Raw genomic sequence first — 16,104 nt, forward strand, 5'->3', positions numbered from 1 at the left:
TCAACTTTTCGTTGGCGTCAGGCAAGATTTCCAGTCTGTTTCGAGGGCTCTGCTGATGACACAAATGCTGGCGAGTGTTCAGGATGTTCTTGAGGCGGAAATCGTCTTCCAGAATGGTGCGGACATCATTGATCTGAAAGATCCGGCGAACGGCGCACTGGGCGCCGTTGCAGCGTCCAAGCTTATGGAAGTTATCGATTTTATTGCGGGAAGGCGGCCCGTCAGCGCTGCTTGCGGCGATCTTCCCATGCAACCTGAAGTCGTTCGCACGAAGGTTGAGGAATTCGCAGCAACTGCTGTGGATTATATCAAGATCGGACTCTTCGCCTCAGGTGATTTAGCCGGCTGTCTGGAAGCGCTGAAACCGCTTGCGTCACACAAAAAATTGATCGCGGTGCTCTTTGCCGACTACCGCGATACGTACAGCGAAAATCTGTTTGCGGAGCTCTCTTCCGCCGGGTTTCACGGCGTGATGATCGATACGGCCGACAAGTCGAAAGGGCGGTTACTCGACCACATGACCCCTGACCACATCGGCAAATTCATCAAGGATGGCCAGTCGCACGAATTGAGGGTCGGCGTAGCCGGATCGCTCGAAGCGCCGGATATTCCGCGCCTGCTGGCATATGCGCCGGATTTTCTCGGTTTCCGCGGTGCGCTGTGTTCCGGTCTCGATCGCACCGCGGCGATCGATGCGCAGGCAACAGCGAAGATTCGCGGCCTCATCCCCGAGGCTCTTGAAACAGCCGCCCCTCCCGGCGTCGACTACAAGTTGCTCGCCGCACGGGGCTACTTCCCGGATCCTGCTGAAGCGGGGCTTGGGACCGACAAGATATTCGTCCGCGATTTCGTTTTGCCCGTCCATATCGGCGCCTATAGTTTCGAGCATGGCAAGGCGCAGAAGGTGCGTTTCGATGTGTCAGCCGATGTCTTGCGGGTGACGCGCAACCCGGAAGACATGCGCCACGTCGTTTCCTACGATCTCATCATGGACGGCATTCGTGCCATTGTCGCGCGCGGTCATATCGAGCTTGCCGAGACGCTGGCTGAACAGGTGGCGGCTTTCGTTCTGGAAAATCCGCGGGTGACCCGCGTTGTCGTGCGGGCCGAAAAGCTGGAGCTTGGACCCGGCGGTGTCGGTGTAGAGATCGAGCGGAAAAACGATGTGAAGAATTCATCGGCCAAACCCCGGCCGATCCATGCGCATGGAGGCCGGAAATCCCCATGAAGCCCATCGTCGTCAAGCTTGGAGGCAGCACGGCGGGCCATGCGGAAATGCAGCGCTGGACCGACCTTCTGGCGAGCGCGACCTTTCCGCTGGTTATCGTGCCAGGCGGCGGTCCTTTCGCCGATCAGGTACGGACCTCACAGACGCGTCTCGGCTATTCCGACGTAGCGGCGCATGTGATGGCCATCCTTGCCATGGACCAGTTCGGCATCGCCATTGCCGAGCGGCATCTGCAATTGCGGGTGGCGCGGTCGACTTCGCAGATCGGCGAAGTGCTGGACGCCGGCGCAACGCCGGTCTGGCTTCCATCGACGATGACGCTCGGTGCGGCGGATATACCGTGTTCGTGGCAGATCACATCGGACAGTTTGAGTGCCTGGTTGGCCCGGCAATTGCACGCCGACGACTTGCTGCTGGTCAAGCAGACCGACGAACATAACGATTACGAAGGCCTGCGGGAACTTGCCGCCGCCGGCATCGTCGACAGCATGCTGCCGGATATGCTGGGCGAGGGAACAAGGCTCCATGTCGCCGGTCCCAGGATATTGAATACGCTCGATTTGCCCTTGGCATCCATCCCTGGTCGCAGGATCATGCGGCACAGACAGACCGAAGCCATGGGTGCGCAATGACGAGACTGCATACGCCGCGCTGGGCTTGGGCATTGACCGGTTCGGGCCATTTCTTTGTGGAAAGTTTCGAACTGATCCGCACGCTCGAGCACTGCGATGTGTTCGTCTCGAAGGCCGCGAACGAAGTGCTGCGCATGTACAAGCTTGAGCTGGATTTTCCCGAAACGACGCGAGTGCTGCATGACAAGACGGCAAGTTCCGTGCCCATTGGCGGGTTTTACACCGGGGTCTACCACACCGCCGTGATAGCACCGGCCACGTCCAACACAGTGGCGAAGTGTGTCGTCGGTATTTCGGATTCTCTTCCCACCAATGTCTATGCGCAGGCGGGGAAGTGCCTGGTGCCGTCCATCGTCTTTGCCTGCGATACGGCGCCCGAACTCGAGACCATGGCGCCGAGCGGCGTGGTCAAGGTCTATCCGCGCCCCATCGATCTGGAAAACACCGCAAAGCTCAAGACCTATGAACGCACCACGGTCGTCGAGTCGCTGGCCGAACTCATAGAAACGATCACCGCCCGCCAGAAGGTGATTTCAGGTGGCTGAGCATCTGCTCTTCTTGACCGGGCATCTTGCCCGTGCACGGCTGGAGCGGATTCTCGCCGATCTCGGCAAGACGGCGTTTACGCACGAGATTGTCGATATCGGTGTGAAGGTCGCGGCGCTGATGACCGAGGAGATCATTTCGCGCCGTCTGAAGCCGCCTGTTTTAGCAGACCGAGTCGTCCTGCCCGGGCGCTATCGAGGTGATCTCGACAGTCTGAGCCAGCGTTTCGGTATTCCATTCGTGCGTGGTCCTGATGAGGTCGCCGATCTCCCGGTCTTTCTCGGGCGTGTCGGCAAGCCCATCGATCTTTCAAAGCACGACATGCGCATCTTTGCCGAAATTGTCGATGCTTCGGCGTTGTCGCTCGATGGGCTCATGCAACGTGCAATACATCTTGCCGGTGCCGGCGCCGATGTCATCGACCTTGGCTGCCTGCCGGAAACCCCGTTTCCGCATCTGGCCGATGCCGTTCGCGCCCTGAAACGCCAGGGGCTCAAGGTCAGTGTCGACTCAGCCAATCTCGAAGAGCTCGAAACCGGCGCTGCGGCCGGTGCCGACTATCTTCTGAGCCTTACCGAGCACACCATCGGCCTCGCCATCCAATATGGCGTCACGCCCATTCTCATTCCTTCGAAGTCCGGCGATCTGGATTCGCTTGGCCGCGCCATCGCCGCAGCCAAAGCTGCCGATATTTCCTTCATCGCCGATCCGGTCCTCGACCCGATCCACTTCGGCTTTTCCATCTCGCTCGGGCGCTTTCTTGAAGCGCGCCGCCGCTGGCCGGATATCCCCATGATGATGGGCACCGGCAACCTGACCGAACTCACCGACGCCGACAGTTCCGGTGTCACCGCCCTGCTTGCGGGTATCTGCTCCGAGCTTTCGATCGGCAATGTGCTCGTCGTCAATGTCAGCCCCCATACGATTCGCACGGTGGAGGAGCACGATAGCGTACGACGTACCATGTTTGCAGCCAAAGAGGATCATGCCCTGCCGCGCGGCTACGATGCCGGTCTGCTGCAGGTGCACGACCGCAAGCCTTACCCCAACAGCGTCGAGGATATTGCCGCGCTTGCCGCTGACGTCCGCGATGCGAATTTCCGCATCATGACAGCGCCGGATGGCGTGCATATCTTCAACGCCAAGGGTCACAGCATCGCCCACGATGCGTTTGAACTTTTTCCTGGTCTCGGCGTTGAGAATGACGGCGCCCATGCCTTCTATCTGGGTGCGGAGCTGACCAAGGCGGAGATCGCGTGGAAACTCGGCAAGCGTTACACGCAGGATGAGCCGCTTTCCTGGGGCATGGCTGTTCCCGGCAAGCAACAGGACCGATTGCGTTTGGCAGAGGCGGGGCACACGTTCAAAGCGAAAAAGGATAGGCCGCAGTGACCTATATCAGGGAGACCATTGTTACCACGGTCGACAGCAGGGGGGTCGCGCACATTGCGCCGCTTGGTATCATCCAGCATGAGGATGGCTGGGTGATCGCGCCGTTCCGCCCGTCGAAAACGCTTGAAAATCTCGCCGCCATTCCGTTTGCGATCGCCAATTATACCGATGACATGCTGATCTTCGCCGGCTGTCTGACCGGCCGCAAGGAGTGGCCAACCGTTGCGGTCAAGAACTGCCCGGTGCCCCGATTGGAGGCAGCACTCAGCCACGCGGTGCTCAAGGTCGTCTCCGTCGATGAGGATGCCTTGCGTCCCCGCCATTATTGCAAGGTGGTTTCCGGGGCCACACACGCGCCATTTACCGGGCTCAATCGTGCCAAGGCAGCCGTGCTTGAACTTGCAATTCTCGTCAGTCGACTTTCCATGCTGCCACCGGAGAAGGTCGAGGCGGAGATCGCCTATCTCGCCATCGCTATCGAGAAGACGGCGGGACCCGATGAACATCAGGCCTGGTCCTGGTTAATGGAGAAGGTCAAGGATCATCAGGATGCCGCCGACGCGAAAGGCAAGGAAGCCCTGCATCATCATGACAGGCTCTAAGGCGGACAAGCTCTAAGCTTTCGTTTGGCGATCCAGGTACCCGAGCAACGCGACAGCCGCCGCCGGCGCTGCCTTGCTGGCATCGTCGCGCGCTTCTTCGATTGCAGGTATCAACGACCCGAAATCGAGGTAAGGGCGATCCATGCGTTTCGCCAGCCGCCTGATTTGCGGCCGCCCGATACCCGCGCCGACCACAGGCGCGGCGTGATCCAGCTTACGTGCCACCCGGAACGCACCGTCATGGATCATGCGCAGCTGGTGTTCGCTGAACCAGCGCGCAATATCGATCCATTCGTGCTCTTCGAGATCGCCGCTGTCGCGCCCGACCATGCGCGCTAGGCGTTGAATGGAACCCGCGACGGTCTTTGGCAGCCGGTCCGCCGAAGGATATTTGTCATCCACTTCGTCCAGCGTGCCGAGAATGCGGCCGAGATCAGCAGTATTGGCGAAATATTCGTTCATCAAAGGCGTCATGTGCCGACGCACGGGAACCAGCGCTGCGATGCCGATCAGCGCGGAACGGGCAAAACCCGTATAGACCAGCTCCCCGGACAAAAGCCGCTCGGCATCGGAATACCCATCATTCACCAGCGCGCCATCCCTGAACGCAAGGATGTCGGTGGTCGTCGAACCCATATCGACGAACAGGCCGGTGCCGGTCAGCTTCGCGCTCAGGCTTGCGGTCGCGTGCCAGTTGGCAGAGGCGATATCGCTGCCGAGGCTGCGCGCCGCACGGACATCGCAGAACCCAGCTCGACCCGCATAGATCAGTGTGTTCGCAACGCCGAATTCTTCCTCGATAAAGTCCAGCAAGCCGGCAATTCCCGCGTCGCGCGAGGCGAATGTATCGGACAACTCGCCGGTCATCGTGAAGACGTTGATATTGCCTTCACCCCGCAGCGGAGCGATCTCCCGCATTGCCTCGCGCGTCTGCTCCAGTCCGAGCCAGAGCGATGTCTTGAAGATTTTCGCCGCGATGATTTCGCCATCGCGGCACTGCGCCACCTTGAGATGAGCGCCGCCGATATCCCAACCGGTAATGAGAACGGAGGACATTTAAATGGAACCCATTGTGGAAGTTCTCCGCCCCCAGGGCTTTCCTTCGTTGGCAAATCGGGATTTCATGGCTGCATCAATCCGTAAGGTTACCCGTGCATATCATTCCGGTACTCGACATAAAAGATGGTCTCGTGGTGCGCGCGCGCCTCGGCGATCGCGATTCTTACCGGCCCATCGAAACCCCCCTTAGTGCAACTGCCGATATAGGCGATGTCGCGACTGGCTTGCGCAAAGTCTATCCCTTTTCGGCTTTCTATGTCGCTGATCTCGATGCGATAGAGCGCCGCCGGACAAGTTCCCTCGGCCAATTGCAGCCTTTATTGTCGAACGCGGATATCTGGCTAGACGCCGGCTTTAACGATCGGGAGCAACTGGAAAGCGCTCTCGCGACAGAGGGCATCTGGCCCGTTCTTGGCTCCGAATCCCAAGTCGATCCGTTGTTACTGGAGGCCTGCAATGCGAACCCGCGTCTCGTGCTCTCGCTGGATTTCCGGGGCGACGCGTTCCTTGGTCCCCCATCAATTCTTGAAAACGCAAACCATTGGCCATCGCGCATTATAGTGATGACGCTTGGCCGCGTCGGGGCCAATTCCGGTCCCGATTTCAAACTGCTGGCAGAGATCAAGCACCGTGCCGGACATCGTGCGGTGATCGCCGCCGGCGGGGTACGCGATGCGCATGATCTCGAACAATTGCAAGCTATCGGCATCTCGGCTGCGCTTGTGGCAACGGCGCTGCATAGCGGCGCACTGACATCAGCGACGATCCGGTCTCTGATGCGGTATGAAGATCGGGGATGAACCAGTGGAAGAAGGGGGTGTCCCCCTTCTTCATGTCTAGAAGCCCAGACTTTTTGCCAACCGGCGCAACAGACCCTCCGGTTCCACAGAGGGTTTGCTCTGTGCGGGGTTGTCTCGTGTCTAAGCGCTGAATGGATGCTTGACTGAATCGCGTTGCGCAGTTGCTTCGGCGGCAGTCGGCTTGCCCGTCACTGCGCGCTGAAGCGCTTCCTTCGTCGCACGATAGTTGAAGTCCTGGATCTTCGCGTCGTCTTCTGCTTCCCAATGGATGAAGACGCCGACGCAGATGAACAGATCGTCAGCCTCGTCCGCTGGAATGGTGCCATCGGCAACACTATCCTGAACCGCTTTAGCCACTGCATGCTGCGCAGGTCCGAACATCTGCACCGCCTGTTTGGCGCCCTTGATCGTGACCTTGTTGAACAAAATCGTATTCGGCTTGCACGCCATATTCGGCGCAATAACCGCAAGAAGGGAGGTGAACCCGTCCTTGTTGTTCGTCAATGCATTGCAGAATGCCGTCTCGACAGCGCTGCCACGCGGCCCGATCAGAAGATCGATATGCGCGACTTCATTTCCATCGCCCACCAGCGATTCGCCAACCATAACCTTATTGATTTTTGCCACGGCCAATTTCCTCCTAAACCGTTTTCCCAATGGTTTGTCCAAAGACGCCGCACCTCGAGACACGACTCTCGATGGACAGCTATCCTTGTTCACAGCACCCTTCGAGCGGGGTCGGTTGGCCAGATAGCAGCGGACGAAATCCGCTTGGGAAATTCAAGCATTTACCTCGCCATTATGCAAGAGAGAGTTGAGTCCAAATGCAAAAAGCGTCGCGACTGTCAGGTCCGCGGAGGTTCCGGGATTGATGTTGTCGGCCTTCAATTGCGCGTCGAAAGCAAGAAGCAGTTTTTCGCGCTCTTTTCCATCGTTGAGGACTTCGACCCGCGTCAGAATTTGTTGCGCTTGCTTTTGTGTTTTTCCGGCAATTGCATCGCCGTGCTTGCGGACGATATGGCTGTCGGGAAATGCCGAAAGGAAAAACAGATAGGTAAAAACCACTGGCCACATCGCGCGCTCGCCGCGTTTCGCAGCGGCTTCGTGAGCCCCGAGTCCACCATCGAAAATATCGGCAAATCCGGTGACATATTGCCGGGCGATCATATCGCGATCCGCGGCTTCCCCCATCGCTTCCAGCAGGGATACCTGCGGGATAGTCGACACATCATGTTTGGGCGCGGAGCCAAGGCCACCTGGCTGCGCTAGCATGATCGCCGAAAAAACATCGCGCGCATCGTCGACGCCGAGTTCTTGAAGGATCGTCGCAAGGCCGCTTTCAAGGTCTGGCCCGCCATTTGCCGCCGCTTTGGCCAAGGGAGCGCATAAAAGCAGGATACCGAGATTGGTATTGGTTCCGACCTTACGACGCGTCTCCCGAACCGCCGCGAGAATACGTTGTCCCGTGGAAAGGGCAGGGTCCGTCACCGCGTGCGATGAAGCCTGGGCGCTTTCGAAAAACTGTTCGGCGCTCATGCGATGACCGTCGGCAAAACGGTGCACATTGCCGGGTTTCAAGGCGTCGATCTCCTGATAACAGGCATCGATATAGGCGCGCCTTATCTGTTCGCGCGTCGCGGTCACGCCGCCGGTCTCTCGTCCAGTTCGTCCTCGATCCAAGCCGCAAGAGCATTGGCGATGCAATCGGCAATGCGCACGGGGACGACGGATTGTAGCCCGGTCCAGGCCGGCATGCTGTTGACCTCGAGAACAAGCAATTTGCCATCGGCCGCCGGGATTATGTCTATACCGGCGAAATCGGTGCCGATGGCTGCGGAGGCCGCGAGCGCGAGGCTCTCCAGCTTGGCGCGCAACGGGCCTTCGACAGCCTCCGCCTTCGCCCCTTTGGCAATATTGGTTATCCAGCCTTCAGCCCGCCGCGCCATCATGCCCAACACTTCGCCATCGCAAGTGAAAACGCGATAGTCGCTGTAAGGGGGCCCAGGGCGCGCCACGAAACGCTGCAGATAATACACGTCGTCGACCTCTTCCGGTTGCGGCAGGTCCTCGACGCTGCGAATCAGGCGAATACCTTTCCCCTGGGAGCCAAACAACGGCTTCAGCACCAGCGGACCGTGCACGAGCTCACGTTCGGCGACCAACCGGGCATTGGCAAGGCTTTCCACCGCGAAGGTTTCCGGCGTCGGCAGTCCTGCCTGTGCCAGCAGGAACGTGGTCGTGGATTTATCGACGCAGCGCTCGATCGCCTTGGCCGAGTTCCAGACCGGCACGCCAAGATGCGCAAAGGAATGCAGGATGCCGAGACGGCGGGTGATCGCCTCGAATGTGCCCGAGGAAATCGACCGCACGATCACTGCTGCGGGCAGGGCGCCATTCATGCGCGGGACCGCAATGCCGGAGGGATAGCGGCTGTCGAAGCCGATATCCACCAGCGGCAGCGCCAGGACGTTGAACCCGAGCTTTCGCAAAGAGGCGCGCAACTGTTTAACCTGGCGGTCGGGCCGGTCCGAAAGGATCAGTATCGTATCTGTCATGTCTGCGTCTCGGTGTCCGTGGTGAAGTCCGCTGCGGCGACTCAGCCTAAGGATTGTTCCAGCATTGCGTCGTGAATTCCGCCGTGGCGGAAGGTATCACCGGTTTCGATCGCTGTAACGATCACCTCGGCGGGGCTGAACAGACGCGGATCGATGGCATAGAAATCCCCTTTGAACTTCTTGAAAATATCGGCAAATGGCTGGCCATGGTCGCGAGACGTGTGGCTCGGAAGTTGCTCCGCCAGGTTGCGTGCCGCTTCCGCGCTGCCTTTTACGAAAAGCTGGACGGTTCCGCCGTAGATGATGGCATCATTGGTCCGCCCCATGGCTTGCAGAAAGTCAGGATGCGGCGCCGGGATCGGCGCTCGGCCCGCACCATCGACAATATCGGCCAGCGGGAATTTGAGGTCGTGTGCCTTGTGCAGCGCGACTTCGAGCACGCGCCCGACAATCTGCACTGCGCCCGTCAGGCTTTGCGTCGGAGCATAGATGAAAGTCAGCTTGTCAGGCGCTAGCCCTGTCGCCTTCGACACTTTATCGATGATTGCTGCCGGCGGGGGTGTCGCGGTCTCAAGCACGATCACCGATGATTGAGCTTTGGGTTCGCGGTAGGCGATTTCCTCGAAAAGCGGCTCCACCCGGGCCAGCGCGCGGACAGGACCGGACCCCATGGCGAAGTACTTTTCGTGCGAGAGATTCCATCCGGCATACTGGCTGGCGAGGCAGGCGAGAACCGGTTGCGACGAGCGTACATCGACCGAATAGGGCCACTTGCCCGAGCTCAGCCCTGCCGAAACGGTTCCAAGCCCGCCGAGGCAGATTTCGACGATGCGCAGCGCGGCTTCAATGCCGCCTGGACTGTTTGCGCCGGCATCGATCAAATGCTCGCCAAGGCTCCCGCGACTGTGACTGATGCCGAGCCGGTCCGCGTCCTCGATCATGCTGTCGGCTATGCGTTGCGCGTTTCTGTTCAGATAGGCATGACCGTCCCTCATGGAAAATCCCCCCTCCAGTTAACCGCGAGTTCCTTGACGCGGCTCTTCACGGCGCGCATCGCCGCAGCAGCGGAGGGCCCCGTGGCAAAAACCGTGCAGACAGGGTCGCCTGCTTCAAGTGTTGTTCCTGACATCTGATGATCCGCCGTCAGCGCCGGCCAATCGATTTTCGGAAAGGCGCTGATTGCTTTCGCCGTGTAGGCGATTGCCGAAGCGGTCGAGCCCTTATAGGCGGGCAAGGTTATGTTGGTTTCCATGACGGCGCGTAAGTGTTCGCGCAGCAGCGGGGTCTGATCGCAATCGAAAATGTCGAGTGTGGCGCCGGGGCGCGGATTGATTTCGATCAGATGAAGGCCTGCATCGCCATCGATGAAATCGGCACTGTTGAGCCCGGCAAGCTTGGTACGCTTCGTCAAAGCGGTCAGCCATCCCTCAATCTGTGCTGCCTTGACCTTGTCGTAGCGCCGCAGCCGCACCGCACCGCCATAGCGAAATGGTGTGTGTGCCGACGGCGATGACCATTGCCGGCTGAAGCCCACAATGTGCGCCTCCTGCCTGTCGGCGAGAAACAGCGCGGAAAGGTTCCTGCCTGGAATGAAGCGCTGGAAATAATGCTCGTGTCCGGACACATGGCCATTGGCGGTCTTCACATGCGAACCGCCTGCACCGCCGGCGAGCTTGGTCAGCCATTCCTGTGGACGTCCCGGCGCATCGAATCGAATATCGGGATGCGGTATCGAGAGCTCCGAACACAGCCGCGCCAAGCCGGACGGATCCTTCACCAGGCGGACCGTTTGTGCAGTATTGCCGGCGATCTGGAACTGGCGTGACATCGCCTCGATCATCTCCGGCCTGCGCTCGAAACCCGAGCCGTAGATCACAGCCACCGGCTGGTCATCGCTTGCAAGGTCAGCCAGCGCCCGGCTGATCCGTTCCTCGTCAATCCCACTCTGCAGGCTGCCGGAAAGTTTCAACGCGCGGTCCGCCAATGCCAGCGTATCGGCATCGTTGAAAAGGTCGGCGACCAGCGGCCGGAATCCGGCACGCCGCGCCGCCGCTGCCAGAGCGCGTCCGGAAATCGCGGCGATCAGGATCGCGGGATTATTTGGCGAGGTCGCGAGCAAGGGTAAATGCGTCCCGAAAATCAAAGATAACCGGCTTTTTCGCCTTGATCATCTGTTCGAACAAACCGGCTTGCGTCTTGTATTTGACGTTGCCAATGGAGAGTGGGCCAATGCCGACAGCCTGTGTCGCATCGAGCGGCTCGCCATTGGCATTGACTTTCAGGCCCTCGATACCCGCCGGCGGAACGGCATTCACATCAGCGGCAACGAGAAGCCCGCCCGCGGAGCCGAGCTGCGCCCGCGAAATCACTTGAATGCCGGCCTTTGCCGCCGCCAGCACGACTTCCGTACCCTCGACAATTGCGGCCTTTTTGGCTTCAGTCGAACCGTCGGCGGGCTCGACTGTTACGTCGAACCGCTGCTTGATCGACGCGGCAATCTCCTGCACGCGCTCGATACCGTCGTGACCCACAATCGTCACCCGTGCGCCCTGTTCGGCCGCGATGACTGCCGTGCAATAGCCGACGACACCCGTCGCACCGAAGACCGCCACCGAAGTTCCATTCAATTCGCGGTCGTGGTGCTTGATCAATGCCTTTTCCACCTTGGCGACCAATGCAGCCGCCGTGGTGAACGAGCCTGCCGGATCGGCAAAAACCGAAATTTCGAAGGGCGGCACCATGGCTTTCTTCGCCGCGTCGAGCATGTCGAGCGCCGTCGGGGCATCCTTGCCCGCGAGGAAGATGCCTGTCGCGACACCCGCATCCGGCGGGCGCGAAAAAATCGCGTCCTGGACGAGATTGCCCACATCGGCAAGGGTAACGTCCGTATAGGGGACCACGGCGTCGTAGCCTGCATCAAGCGCCATATTGACGTCGAACGGGCTCATTTGCCGAAGTGGTGTCAGCATGTGAAGGATGGTTTTGCGGCTCACTGTTTCCGCTCCTTTTGGTAATGGGCCTTAGGGTCCTGACCCTACGCTGTTGCGAAGTTCAACGCGGTGTGCGTGATATCCGCACCTGCATTTCTGCCCGCAACGATCTGGATGGTGGTGCCGGGCGACCGCCCGCCTATCGCATCAACAATGCGCGTCGCCTCCGACTGTGAGGCAGCAAAGGCGAAACCCGTTGGTCCCCATGAGCTCTGGCCGATGCCTACTGCACCTGCCTGTGCCAGCTGCCGTATAGCGGCTTCGACATGCTTGCTGGTGAAAACGCCGCCCTGCGCCGGTGCGAAATAGTTGCCGATCTCGGCCTGTATCGCCTCCACAGCGTGGCCGAATGACGGGAGATCCTGCTCGATCAGCGCCGGCATGATACCCATGAGCACATGGCGGCAGATTACAGCCGAGGTTTCGACCGGGAACGGCGGTAATGTCCGGAAGGCTTCGATCTCGGCCTCGCCATGGATGCCTTGCGTCGAGGCATCGAAGACGAGGATGATGCGCCAGGCTTCAGGAAACGGTATGCGCGAAATAACCGTGGGTGCCGCGCTGCCAGGGCCTTTGCCCGCATCGACGATCACGCCACCCTCGTCGAACGCAGCGATACCGATACCCGAGCGGGAGCCGCGTCCGAGCAGGACAGCGTCGTTGACGGCGTCGAGTGGCAGGCCATGCAGCGTGCGGATAGCAGCCGCGACAGCCAGGGCGATCTGCGTGCCGGAACCGAGGCCTATATGCCGCGGGATCGCTCGCTGCACATTGATGCGGTGTTGCGCCTTGATGCCGAGATGATTGCACAGTGTCGCGATATGCTGTTCGATGCGCGCCTGTTCTTCACCATGAACCTGTGTCTCGGCCGAACGGGAAATCGTCAGGACTGTCGCGATATCTTGCACAGGCAAGCCGACGCTGCCGAAGCGGTCGGTGCCGGAACGCGGTATGTCGAGAAAGCCGAGATGAAGGCGCGCCGGGACTTTAATGGTGACGGATTCCGACATTTGCTATTCTTTACACAATCTCAAAAATCGGGCCCTGCACTATGATATCGTCTTTCGACCGAGGTGCAAGCATCATCAATCAAGAAGTGGAGTATCGCCGATGACCGACGAGAAGAAGCCCAAGGAAAAGGTCTATTCCGAAAGCGAAATCAACGAAAAGCTCAAGGCGGATTTGCCGCACTGGCGCTATGAGAACGGCTGGATCCGCCGCAAGTACAAGACCCATGGCTGGAAGTCGACACTGATGGTGATCAACACCGTTGGCCATCTTGCCGAGGCTGCCTGGCATCATCCGGATCTGAAGGCCTCCTATGCCTGGGTAGAGGTGCTGCTGCAAAACCACGCCGCCAAGGGCATCACCGACAAGGATTTCGAGCTCGCCAAAAAAATCGAGAGCGTCGTACATTGGCAACCGGGCAAGGAGGCGGGATCGCTGGAAGGAACGCCGCAAACCGACCAGCGCTTCGCCTACGTTAAGTACGACGATTGATCTGAAATTTTTTGCATACCGACAGGGTTCACATTCGAAAAAAAGGTAGCTAAGTTTAAGCAGGCACCAGAAAGTTGCGGAATATGTCGGTTGCATGGATTGGCAGCCAGCCGGTACCTTTGATGGATGCTGTTCGGAATGCTGCAAAGCTTCTGGCATCCAGCCGCTGTCCAGTTTTTACCCTCGATGCGGATGTGCATGGTACGCGCAGTGCCATTGCGCTCGCCGAAAGGTTAGGTGGCGCTTACGATCATGCCGCAGGCGATTTACTTGCCAGAGAGGTCGCGCTATTCACCGATCACGGCGGCATGTTCACGACGCCGGGAGAAGCGCGCCGCCGCTCCAGCCTCATCGTCATCGTCGGGGAAATCCCTCCGGCCCATCACGAACTCCTGCAGGCCTGGGCGGATTCGCAGCCGGATCTTGGCGACAAGCACAAACGCAGCTGGTTCCATATCGACGGAACCGAAGCGGCCGAAGCTGGCAAGCTCGCCCGCAAGTTGAAAGCGACACCACTGCGCGGAGACCGGCTGTCCCTTCCTGCCGCACTTGGCGTGCTGCGCGCCGCGTTGCAGAATCAGCGCATTGCCACCTCCTTGACCAATGTCGACCGCTTGAAGAAGGCGCTGACCACGGCGCAATTCCCTGTTTTTGTCTTCTCGGGCACGTCGGGCGAAACCGCCGGCCTCGTTATGCTGCAGGGCTTGATCGCCGACCTCAACAAGACCGGGCGCGCCAGTAGTGTGTTTTTGCCCGCCGATGACGATGCGTGGGGCACCGTGCTCACCTCGCTATGGATGACGGGCTTTCCGCCCCGAACAGGTTTTTCGAATAGCCTCCCAAGCTATGACCCCGGGCGATGGGACATCCAGCGCATGATCCGCGACAAGGAAGCGGACCTTCATGTCTGGATGTCGACAAGGGGTGGTGAAACTCCCCCTCGGGGGGGAAAGATCCCGCTGATATCGCTGAGCAAAACGAATTCTCCGACGTCGGGCGCCAAAATTACGATATCCGTCGGCAAGGCCGGCATCGATCATGATGGTGTGTCGTACTCGAGCCGGACCGGCACATTCAGGGCGGTTGAGGCCGCCCGGCCTTCGCAACTGCCGAGCGTCTCGAACATCATAGGTCAACTCGCGCAAGCTCTTCCGGGCCAGAAGGCGCTGCCATGCTGATCCATCTTACCGGCGGAGAGGTCGTCGATCCCGTCAACGGCGCAACCGCAAAGCGCGACGTCTGGATCGGCGACGGCCTCGTTGTCGATGCGCCGAAGGGCGCGGCGGCGGATGAGACGCACGACGTCTCCGGCTGCATCGTCATGGCCGGAGCCATCGATATCCATTCGCATATCGGCGGCGGCAATGTGAACACGGCGCGCCTGCTTTTGCCCGAGAATCACCGCGCGCACCAGCCGCGCCCGGCCAATACGCCGCTGTCCAACGCCGGCTGGTCCACATTCCAGACCGGTACGCTCTACGCGCAGATGGGCTTCACAACCGTTGTCGAGCCAGCGATGGCGCCGTACACCGCGCTGCATACCCATCTGGAACTCGCCGACATCCCGATCATCGATAAGGCAACGCTTGCGATCCTCGGCAATGATGATTTTACCCTGTCGCTCCTTCGCAATGGCAAGTCTCCGGCAATGCTCGATGATTATGTCGCCTGGGTTATCGGATCGACCCGCGCCCTGGGCGTGAAGGTCATCAATGCCGGTGCAGCGGCGGCCTTCAAGGAGAATGTTCGCTCGTTCTCGCTCGATGATACCGTGCCGGAATATGGCGTCAGCTCGCGCAAGATCGTCAAGTCGCTGCAGGGTTCGGTGACACGGCTCGGTGTGCCGCATCCCTTGCACGTGCACGCCAACAATCTCGGCATTGCGGGCAGCGCGGATACGGCCGCCGCAACCATCGCCGCCACGGAAGGTGTGCCGCTGCATCTCGCTCACCTCCAGTTCTATGGCTATGGCACCGAAGGCAAGCGCAAGTTTTCCTCCGAGGCGGCGCGGCTGGCGGAAGCGGTCAATGGCAATCCCGATGTGACGATCGATATCGGCCAGGTGATGTTCGGCCAGACGGTGACCATCTCGTCCGACGTGATGCGTCAGTTTTCCGCTATCGGCAATGCCAGCCCGAAAAAGACCGTGATTCTCGATGGCGACGGCAATGGCGGTGGCGGCATCGTACCCTATCGCTACAAGCAGGACTATTACGGCTCGCTGCAATGGGCGGTGGGCCTCGAGCTTTTCCTGCTCATCACCGACCCATGGCGCGTATACTTCACCACCGATCATCCGAACGGCGCGCCCTTCACCGCCTATCCGGAACTCTTTGAACTTTTGATGAGCAGTGATGCCCGCGATGCGAAATCCACGGAGCTCAATGCAACGGCGCTCGGGCTGACGACACTTGCCTCGGTGCGCCGGGAATACACGCTGGAAGAGATCGCCATCATGACCCGTGCAGCTCCCGCCAAGCTCCTCGGCCTCAAGGATCGCGGTCATCTAGGGGCAGGGGCCATTGCCGATATAGCGGTCTATCGCAAGGGCAGGGACATCGCAAAAATGTTCCGCGAAGCGGCGCTGGTTTTCAAGAATGGCGATCTCGTCGTCAAGAACGGCAAGGTAACCCATTATCGCTGGGGCAAGACCCTGCACCTCAACCCGCCGCCGGACAAGGCGATGGTAAAACGCATGCAAGCTTACCATGAAGAGCGTTACGGTCTTTCGCTCGACTGGTTCACCTTCCCGGATTCCGCTATCCAGCGTCCGGAGCCATTTGCGGAGGTGATTTCATGA

Annotated in this window: 17 protein-coding genes; 9 read left to right on the forward strand and 8 right to left on the reverse strand. The window is 59.7% G+C overall.

Going from position 1 to position 16,104, the window contains the following annotated elements; all coding sequences use genetic code 11:
- Positions 1–55 precede the first annotated feature (55 nt).
- Genes J2X72_RS18045 through J2X72_RS18065 form a run of 5 tightly spaced genes read left to right on the forward strand, consistent with a single transcriptional unit; the run spans position 56 to position 4,400 of the window.
- Complete coding sequence (locus J2X72_RS18045; protein WP_310074104.1) at positions 56–1,228, forward strand: (5-formylfuran-3-yl)methyl phosphate synthase; 1,173 nt, start codon at positions 56–58, stop codon at positions 1,226–1,228.
- Entirely contained in the window at positions 1,225–1,860 is a 636-nt protein-coding gene (locus J2X72_RS18050; RefSeq protein WP_310074107.1) for a dihydroneopterin aldolase, read from the forward strand. Before J2X72_RS18045 ends, J2X72_RS18050 begins: the two co-directional genes overlap by 4 nt.
- A complete protein-coding gene (locus J2X72_RS18055) occupies positions 1,857–2,405 on the forward strand; it encodes a flavoprotein (RefSeq protein ID WP_310074108.1) in 549 nt (182 codons plus the stop codon). Before J2X72_RS18050 ends, J2X72_RS18055 begins: the two co-directional genes overlap by 4 nt.
- Positions 2,398–3,798, forward strand: coding sequence for a DUF6513 domain-containing protein (locus J2X72_RS18060; protein WP_310074110.1), 1,401 nt, complete (start codon positions 2,398–2,400; stop codon positions 3,796–3,798). The genes J2X72_RS18055 and J2X72_RS18060 overlap by 8 nt, the downstream gene beginning before the upstream one ends.
- Positions 3,795–4,400 (forward strand): DUF447 domain-containing protein, encoded by a 606-nt coding sequence (locus tag J2X72_RS18065; RefSeq protein ID WP_310074113.1) that lies wholly within the window; start codon positions 3,795–3,797, stop codon positions 4,398–4,400. Before J2X72_RS18060 ends, J2X72_RS18065 begins: the two co-directional genes overlap by 4 nt.
- 12 nt (positions 4,401–4,412) lie before the next feature.
- Here the strand turns inward: J2X72_RS18065 and J2X72_RS18070 are convergent, their stop codons facing one another.
- Positions 4,413–5,456, reverse strand: a complete 1,044-nt coding sequence (locus tag J2X72_RS18070; protein ID WP_310074116.1) for a hydantoinase/oxoprolinase family protein — start codon at positions 5,454–5,456, stop codon at positions 4,413–4,415.
- 95 nt (positions 5,457–5,551) lie between these two features.
- On the opposite strand from J2X72_RS18070, the gene J2X72_RS18075 reads away from it, so the two are divergent.
- Positions 5,552–6,259 carry a HisA/HisF-related TIM barrel protein gene (locus tag J2X72_RS18075; protein ID WP_310074119.1) on the forward strand — a complete coding sequence of 236 codons (708 nt, stop codon included), beginning with the start codon at positions 5,552–5,554 and terminating at the stop codon, positions 6,257–6,259.
- A gap of 120 nt (positions 6,260–6,379) precedes the next feature.
- On the opposite strand, the gene fae is transcribed toward J2X72_RS18075, so the two are convergent.
- The 7 genes from fae to J2X72_RS18110 all read right to left on the reverse strand — a co-directional run bounded on the left by fae (position 6,380) and on the right by J2X72_RS18110 (position 12,814).
- A complete protein-coding gene (gene fae, locus J2X72_RS18080) occupies positions 6,380–6,886 on the reverse strand; it encodes a formaldehyde-activating enzyme (protein WP_210002979.1) in 507 nt (168 codons plus the stop codon).
- A 153-nt stretch (positions 6,887–7,039) separates the two neighbouring features.
- On the reverse strand, positions 7,040–7,903 hold the full coding sequence (locus J2X72_RS18085) for a triphosphoribosyl-dephospho-CoA synthase (RefSeq protein WP_210002980.1): 864 nt from the start codon (positions 7,901–7,903) through the stop codon (positions 7,040–7,042).
- On the reverse strand, positions 7,900–8,814 hold the full coding sequence (locus tag J2X72_RS18090) for a RimK family alpha-L-glutamate ligase (RefSeq protein ID WP_310074124.1): 915 nt from the start codon (positions 8,812–8,814) through the stop codon (positions 7,900–7,902). The genes J2X72_RS18085 and J2X72_RS18090 overlap by 4 nt, the downstream gene beginning before the upstream one ends.
- 41 nt (positions 8,815–8,855) lie before the next feature.
- A complete protein-coding gene (mch, locus tag J2X72_RS18095) occupies positions 8,856–9,809 on the reverse strand; it encodes a methenyltetrahydromethanopterin cyclohydrolase (RefSeq protein WP_210002982.1) in 954 nt (317 codons plus the stop codon).
- Positions 9,806–10,933, reverse strand: a complete 1,128-nt coding sequence (locus J2X72_RS18100; RefSeq protein WP_310074128.1) for an ATP-grasp domain-containing protein — start codon at positions 10,931–10,933, stop codon at positions 9,806–9,808. The genes mch and J2X72_RS18100 overlap by 4 nt, the downstream gene beginning before the upstream one ends.
- Positions 10,911–11,807, reverse strand: coding sequence for a methylenetetrahydromethanopterin dehydrogenase (locus tag J2X72_RS18105; protein ID WP_310074130.1), 897 nt, complete (start codon positions 11,805–11,807; stop codon positions 10,911–10,913). Before J2X72_RS18105 ends, J2X72_RS18100 begins: the two co-directional genes overlap by 23 nt.
- 41 nt (positions 11,808–11,848) lie before the next feature.
- On the reverse strand, positions 11,849–12,814 hold the full coding sequence (locus J2X72_RS18110) for a beta-ribofuranosylaminobenzene 5'-phosphate synthase family protein (RefSeq protein WP_310074132.1): 966 nt from the start codon (positions 12,812–12,814) through the stop codon (positions 11,849–11,851).
- Positions 12,815–12,914: 100 nt separating this feature from the next.
- Here J2X72_RS18110 and J2X72_RS18115 point away from each other — a divergent pair, with 100 nt between their 5' ends.
- From J2X72_RS18115 to J2X72_RS18125, 3 genes are all read left to right on the forward strand, one after another.
- A complete protein-coding gene (locus J2X72_RS18115; RefSeq protein WP_114431955.1) occupies positions 12,915–13,304 on the forward strand; it encodes a 4a-hydroxytetrahydrobiopterin dehydratase in 390 nt (129 codons plus the stop codon).
- 83 nt (positions 13,305–13,387) lie between these two features.
- A complete protein-coding gene (locus J2X72_RS18120; RefSeq protein ID WP_310074134.1) occupies positions 13,388–14,482 on the forward strand; it encodes a tungsten formylmethanofuran dehydrogenase in 1,095 nt (364 codons plus the stop codon).
- Positions 14,476–16,104, forward strand: a complete 1,629-nt coding sequence (locus tag J2X72_RS18125) for a formylmethanofuran dehydrogenase subunit A (protein ID WP_310074136.1) — start codon at positions 14,476–14,478, stop codon at positions 16,102–16,104. The genes J2X72_RS18120 and J2X72_RS18125 overlap by 7 nt, the downstream gene beginning before the upstream one ends.

The organism is Phyllobacterium sp. 1468 (genome assembly GCF_031455525.1).
Classification (GTDB): Bacteria; Pseudomonadota; Alphaproteobacteria; order Rhizobiales; family Rhizobiaceae; genus Phyllobacterium.

What these genes read in the sequence shown, in the direction of transcription:
- J2X72_RS18115 (WP_114431955.1), top strand. Translation starts at nt 12,915, where the DNA reads ATGACCGACGAGAAGAAGCCCAAGGAAAAGGTCTATTCCGAAAGCGAA.
- J2X72_RS18125 (WP_310074136.1), top strand. Translation starts at nt 14,476, where the DNA reads ATGCTGATCCATCTTACCGGCGGAGAGGTCGTCGATCCCGTCAACGGC.
- J2X72_RS18120 (WP_310074134.1), top strand. Translation starts at nt 13,388, where the DNA reads ATGTCGGTTGCATGGATTGGCAGCCAGCCGGTACCTTTGATGGATGCT.
- J2X72_RS18070 (WP_310074116.1), bottom strand. Translation starts at nt 5,456, where the DNA reads ATGTCCTCCGTTCTCATTACCGGTTGGGATATCGGCGGCGCTCATCTC.
- J2X72_RS18055 (WP_310074108.1), top strand. Translation starts at nt 1,857, where the DNA reads ATGACGAGACTGCATACGCCGCGCTGGGCTTGGGCATTGACCGGTTCG.
- J2X72_RS18050 (WP_310074107.1), top strand. Translation starts at nt 1,225, where the DNA reads ATGAAGCCCATCGTCGTCAAGCTTGGAGGCAGCACGGCGGGCCATGCG.
- mch (WP_210002982.1), bottom strand. Translation starts at nt 9,809, where the DNA reads ATGAGGGACGGTCATGCCTATCTGAACAGAAACGCGCAACGCATAGCC.
- J2X72_RS18090 (WP_310074124.1), bottom strand. Translation starts at nt 8,814, where the DNA reads ATGACAGATACGATACTGATCCTTTCGGACCGGCCCGACCGCCAGGTT.
- J2X72_RS18045 (WP_310074104.1), top strand. Translation starts at nt 56, where the DNA reads ATGACACAAATGCTGGCGAGTGTTCAGGATGTTCTTGAGGCGGAAATC.
- J2X72_RS18110 (WP_310074132.1), bottom strand. Translation starts at nt 12,814, where the DNA reads ATGTCGGAATCCGTCACCATTAAAGTCCCGGCGCGCCTTCATCTCGGC.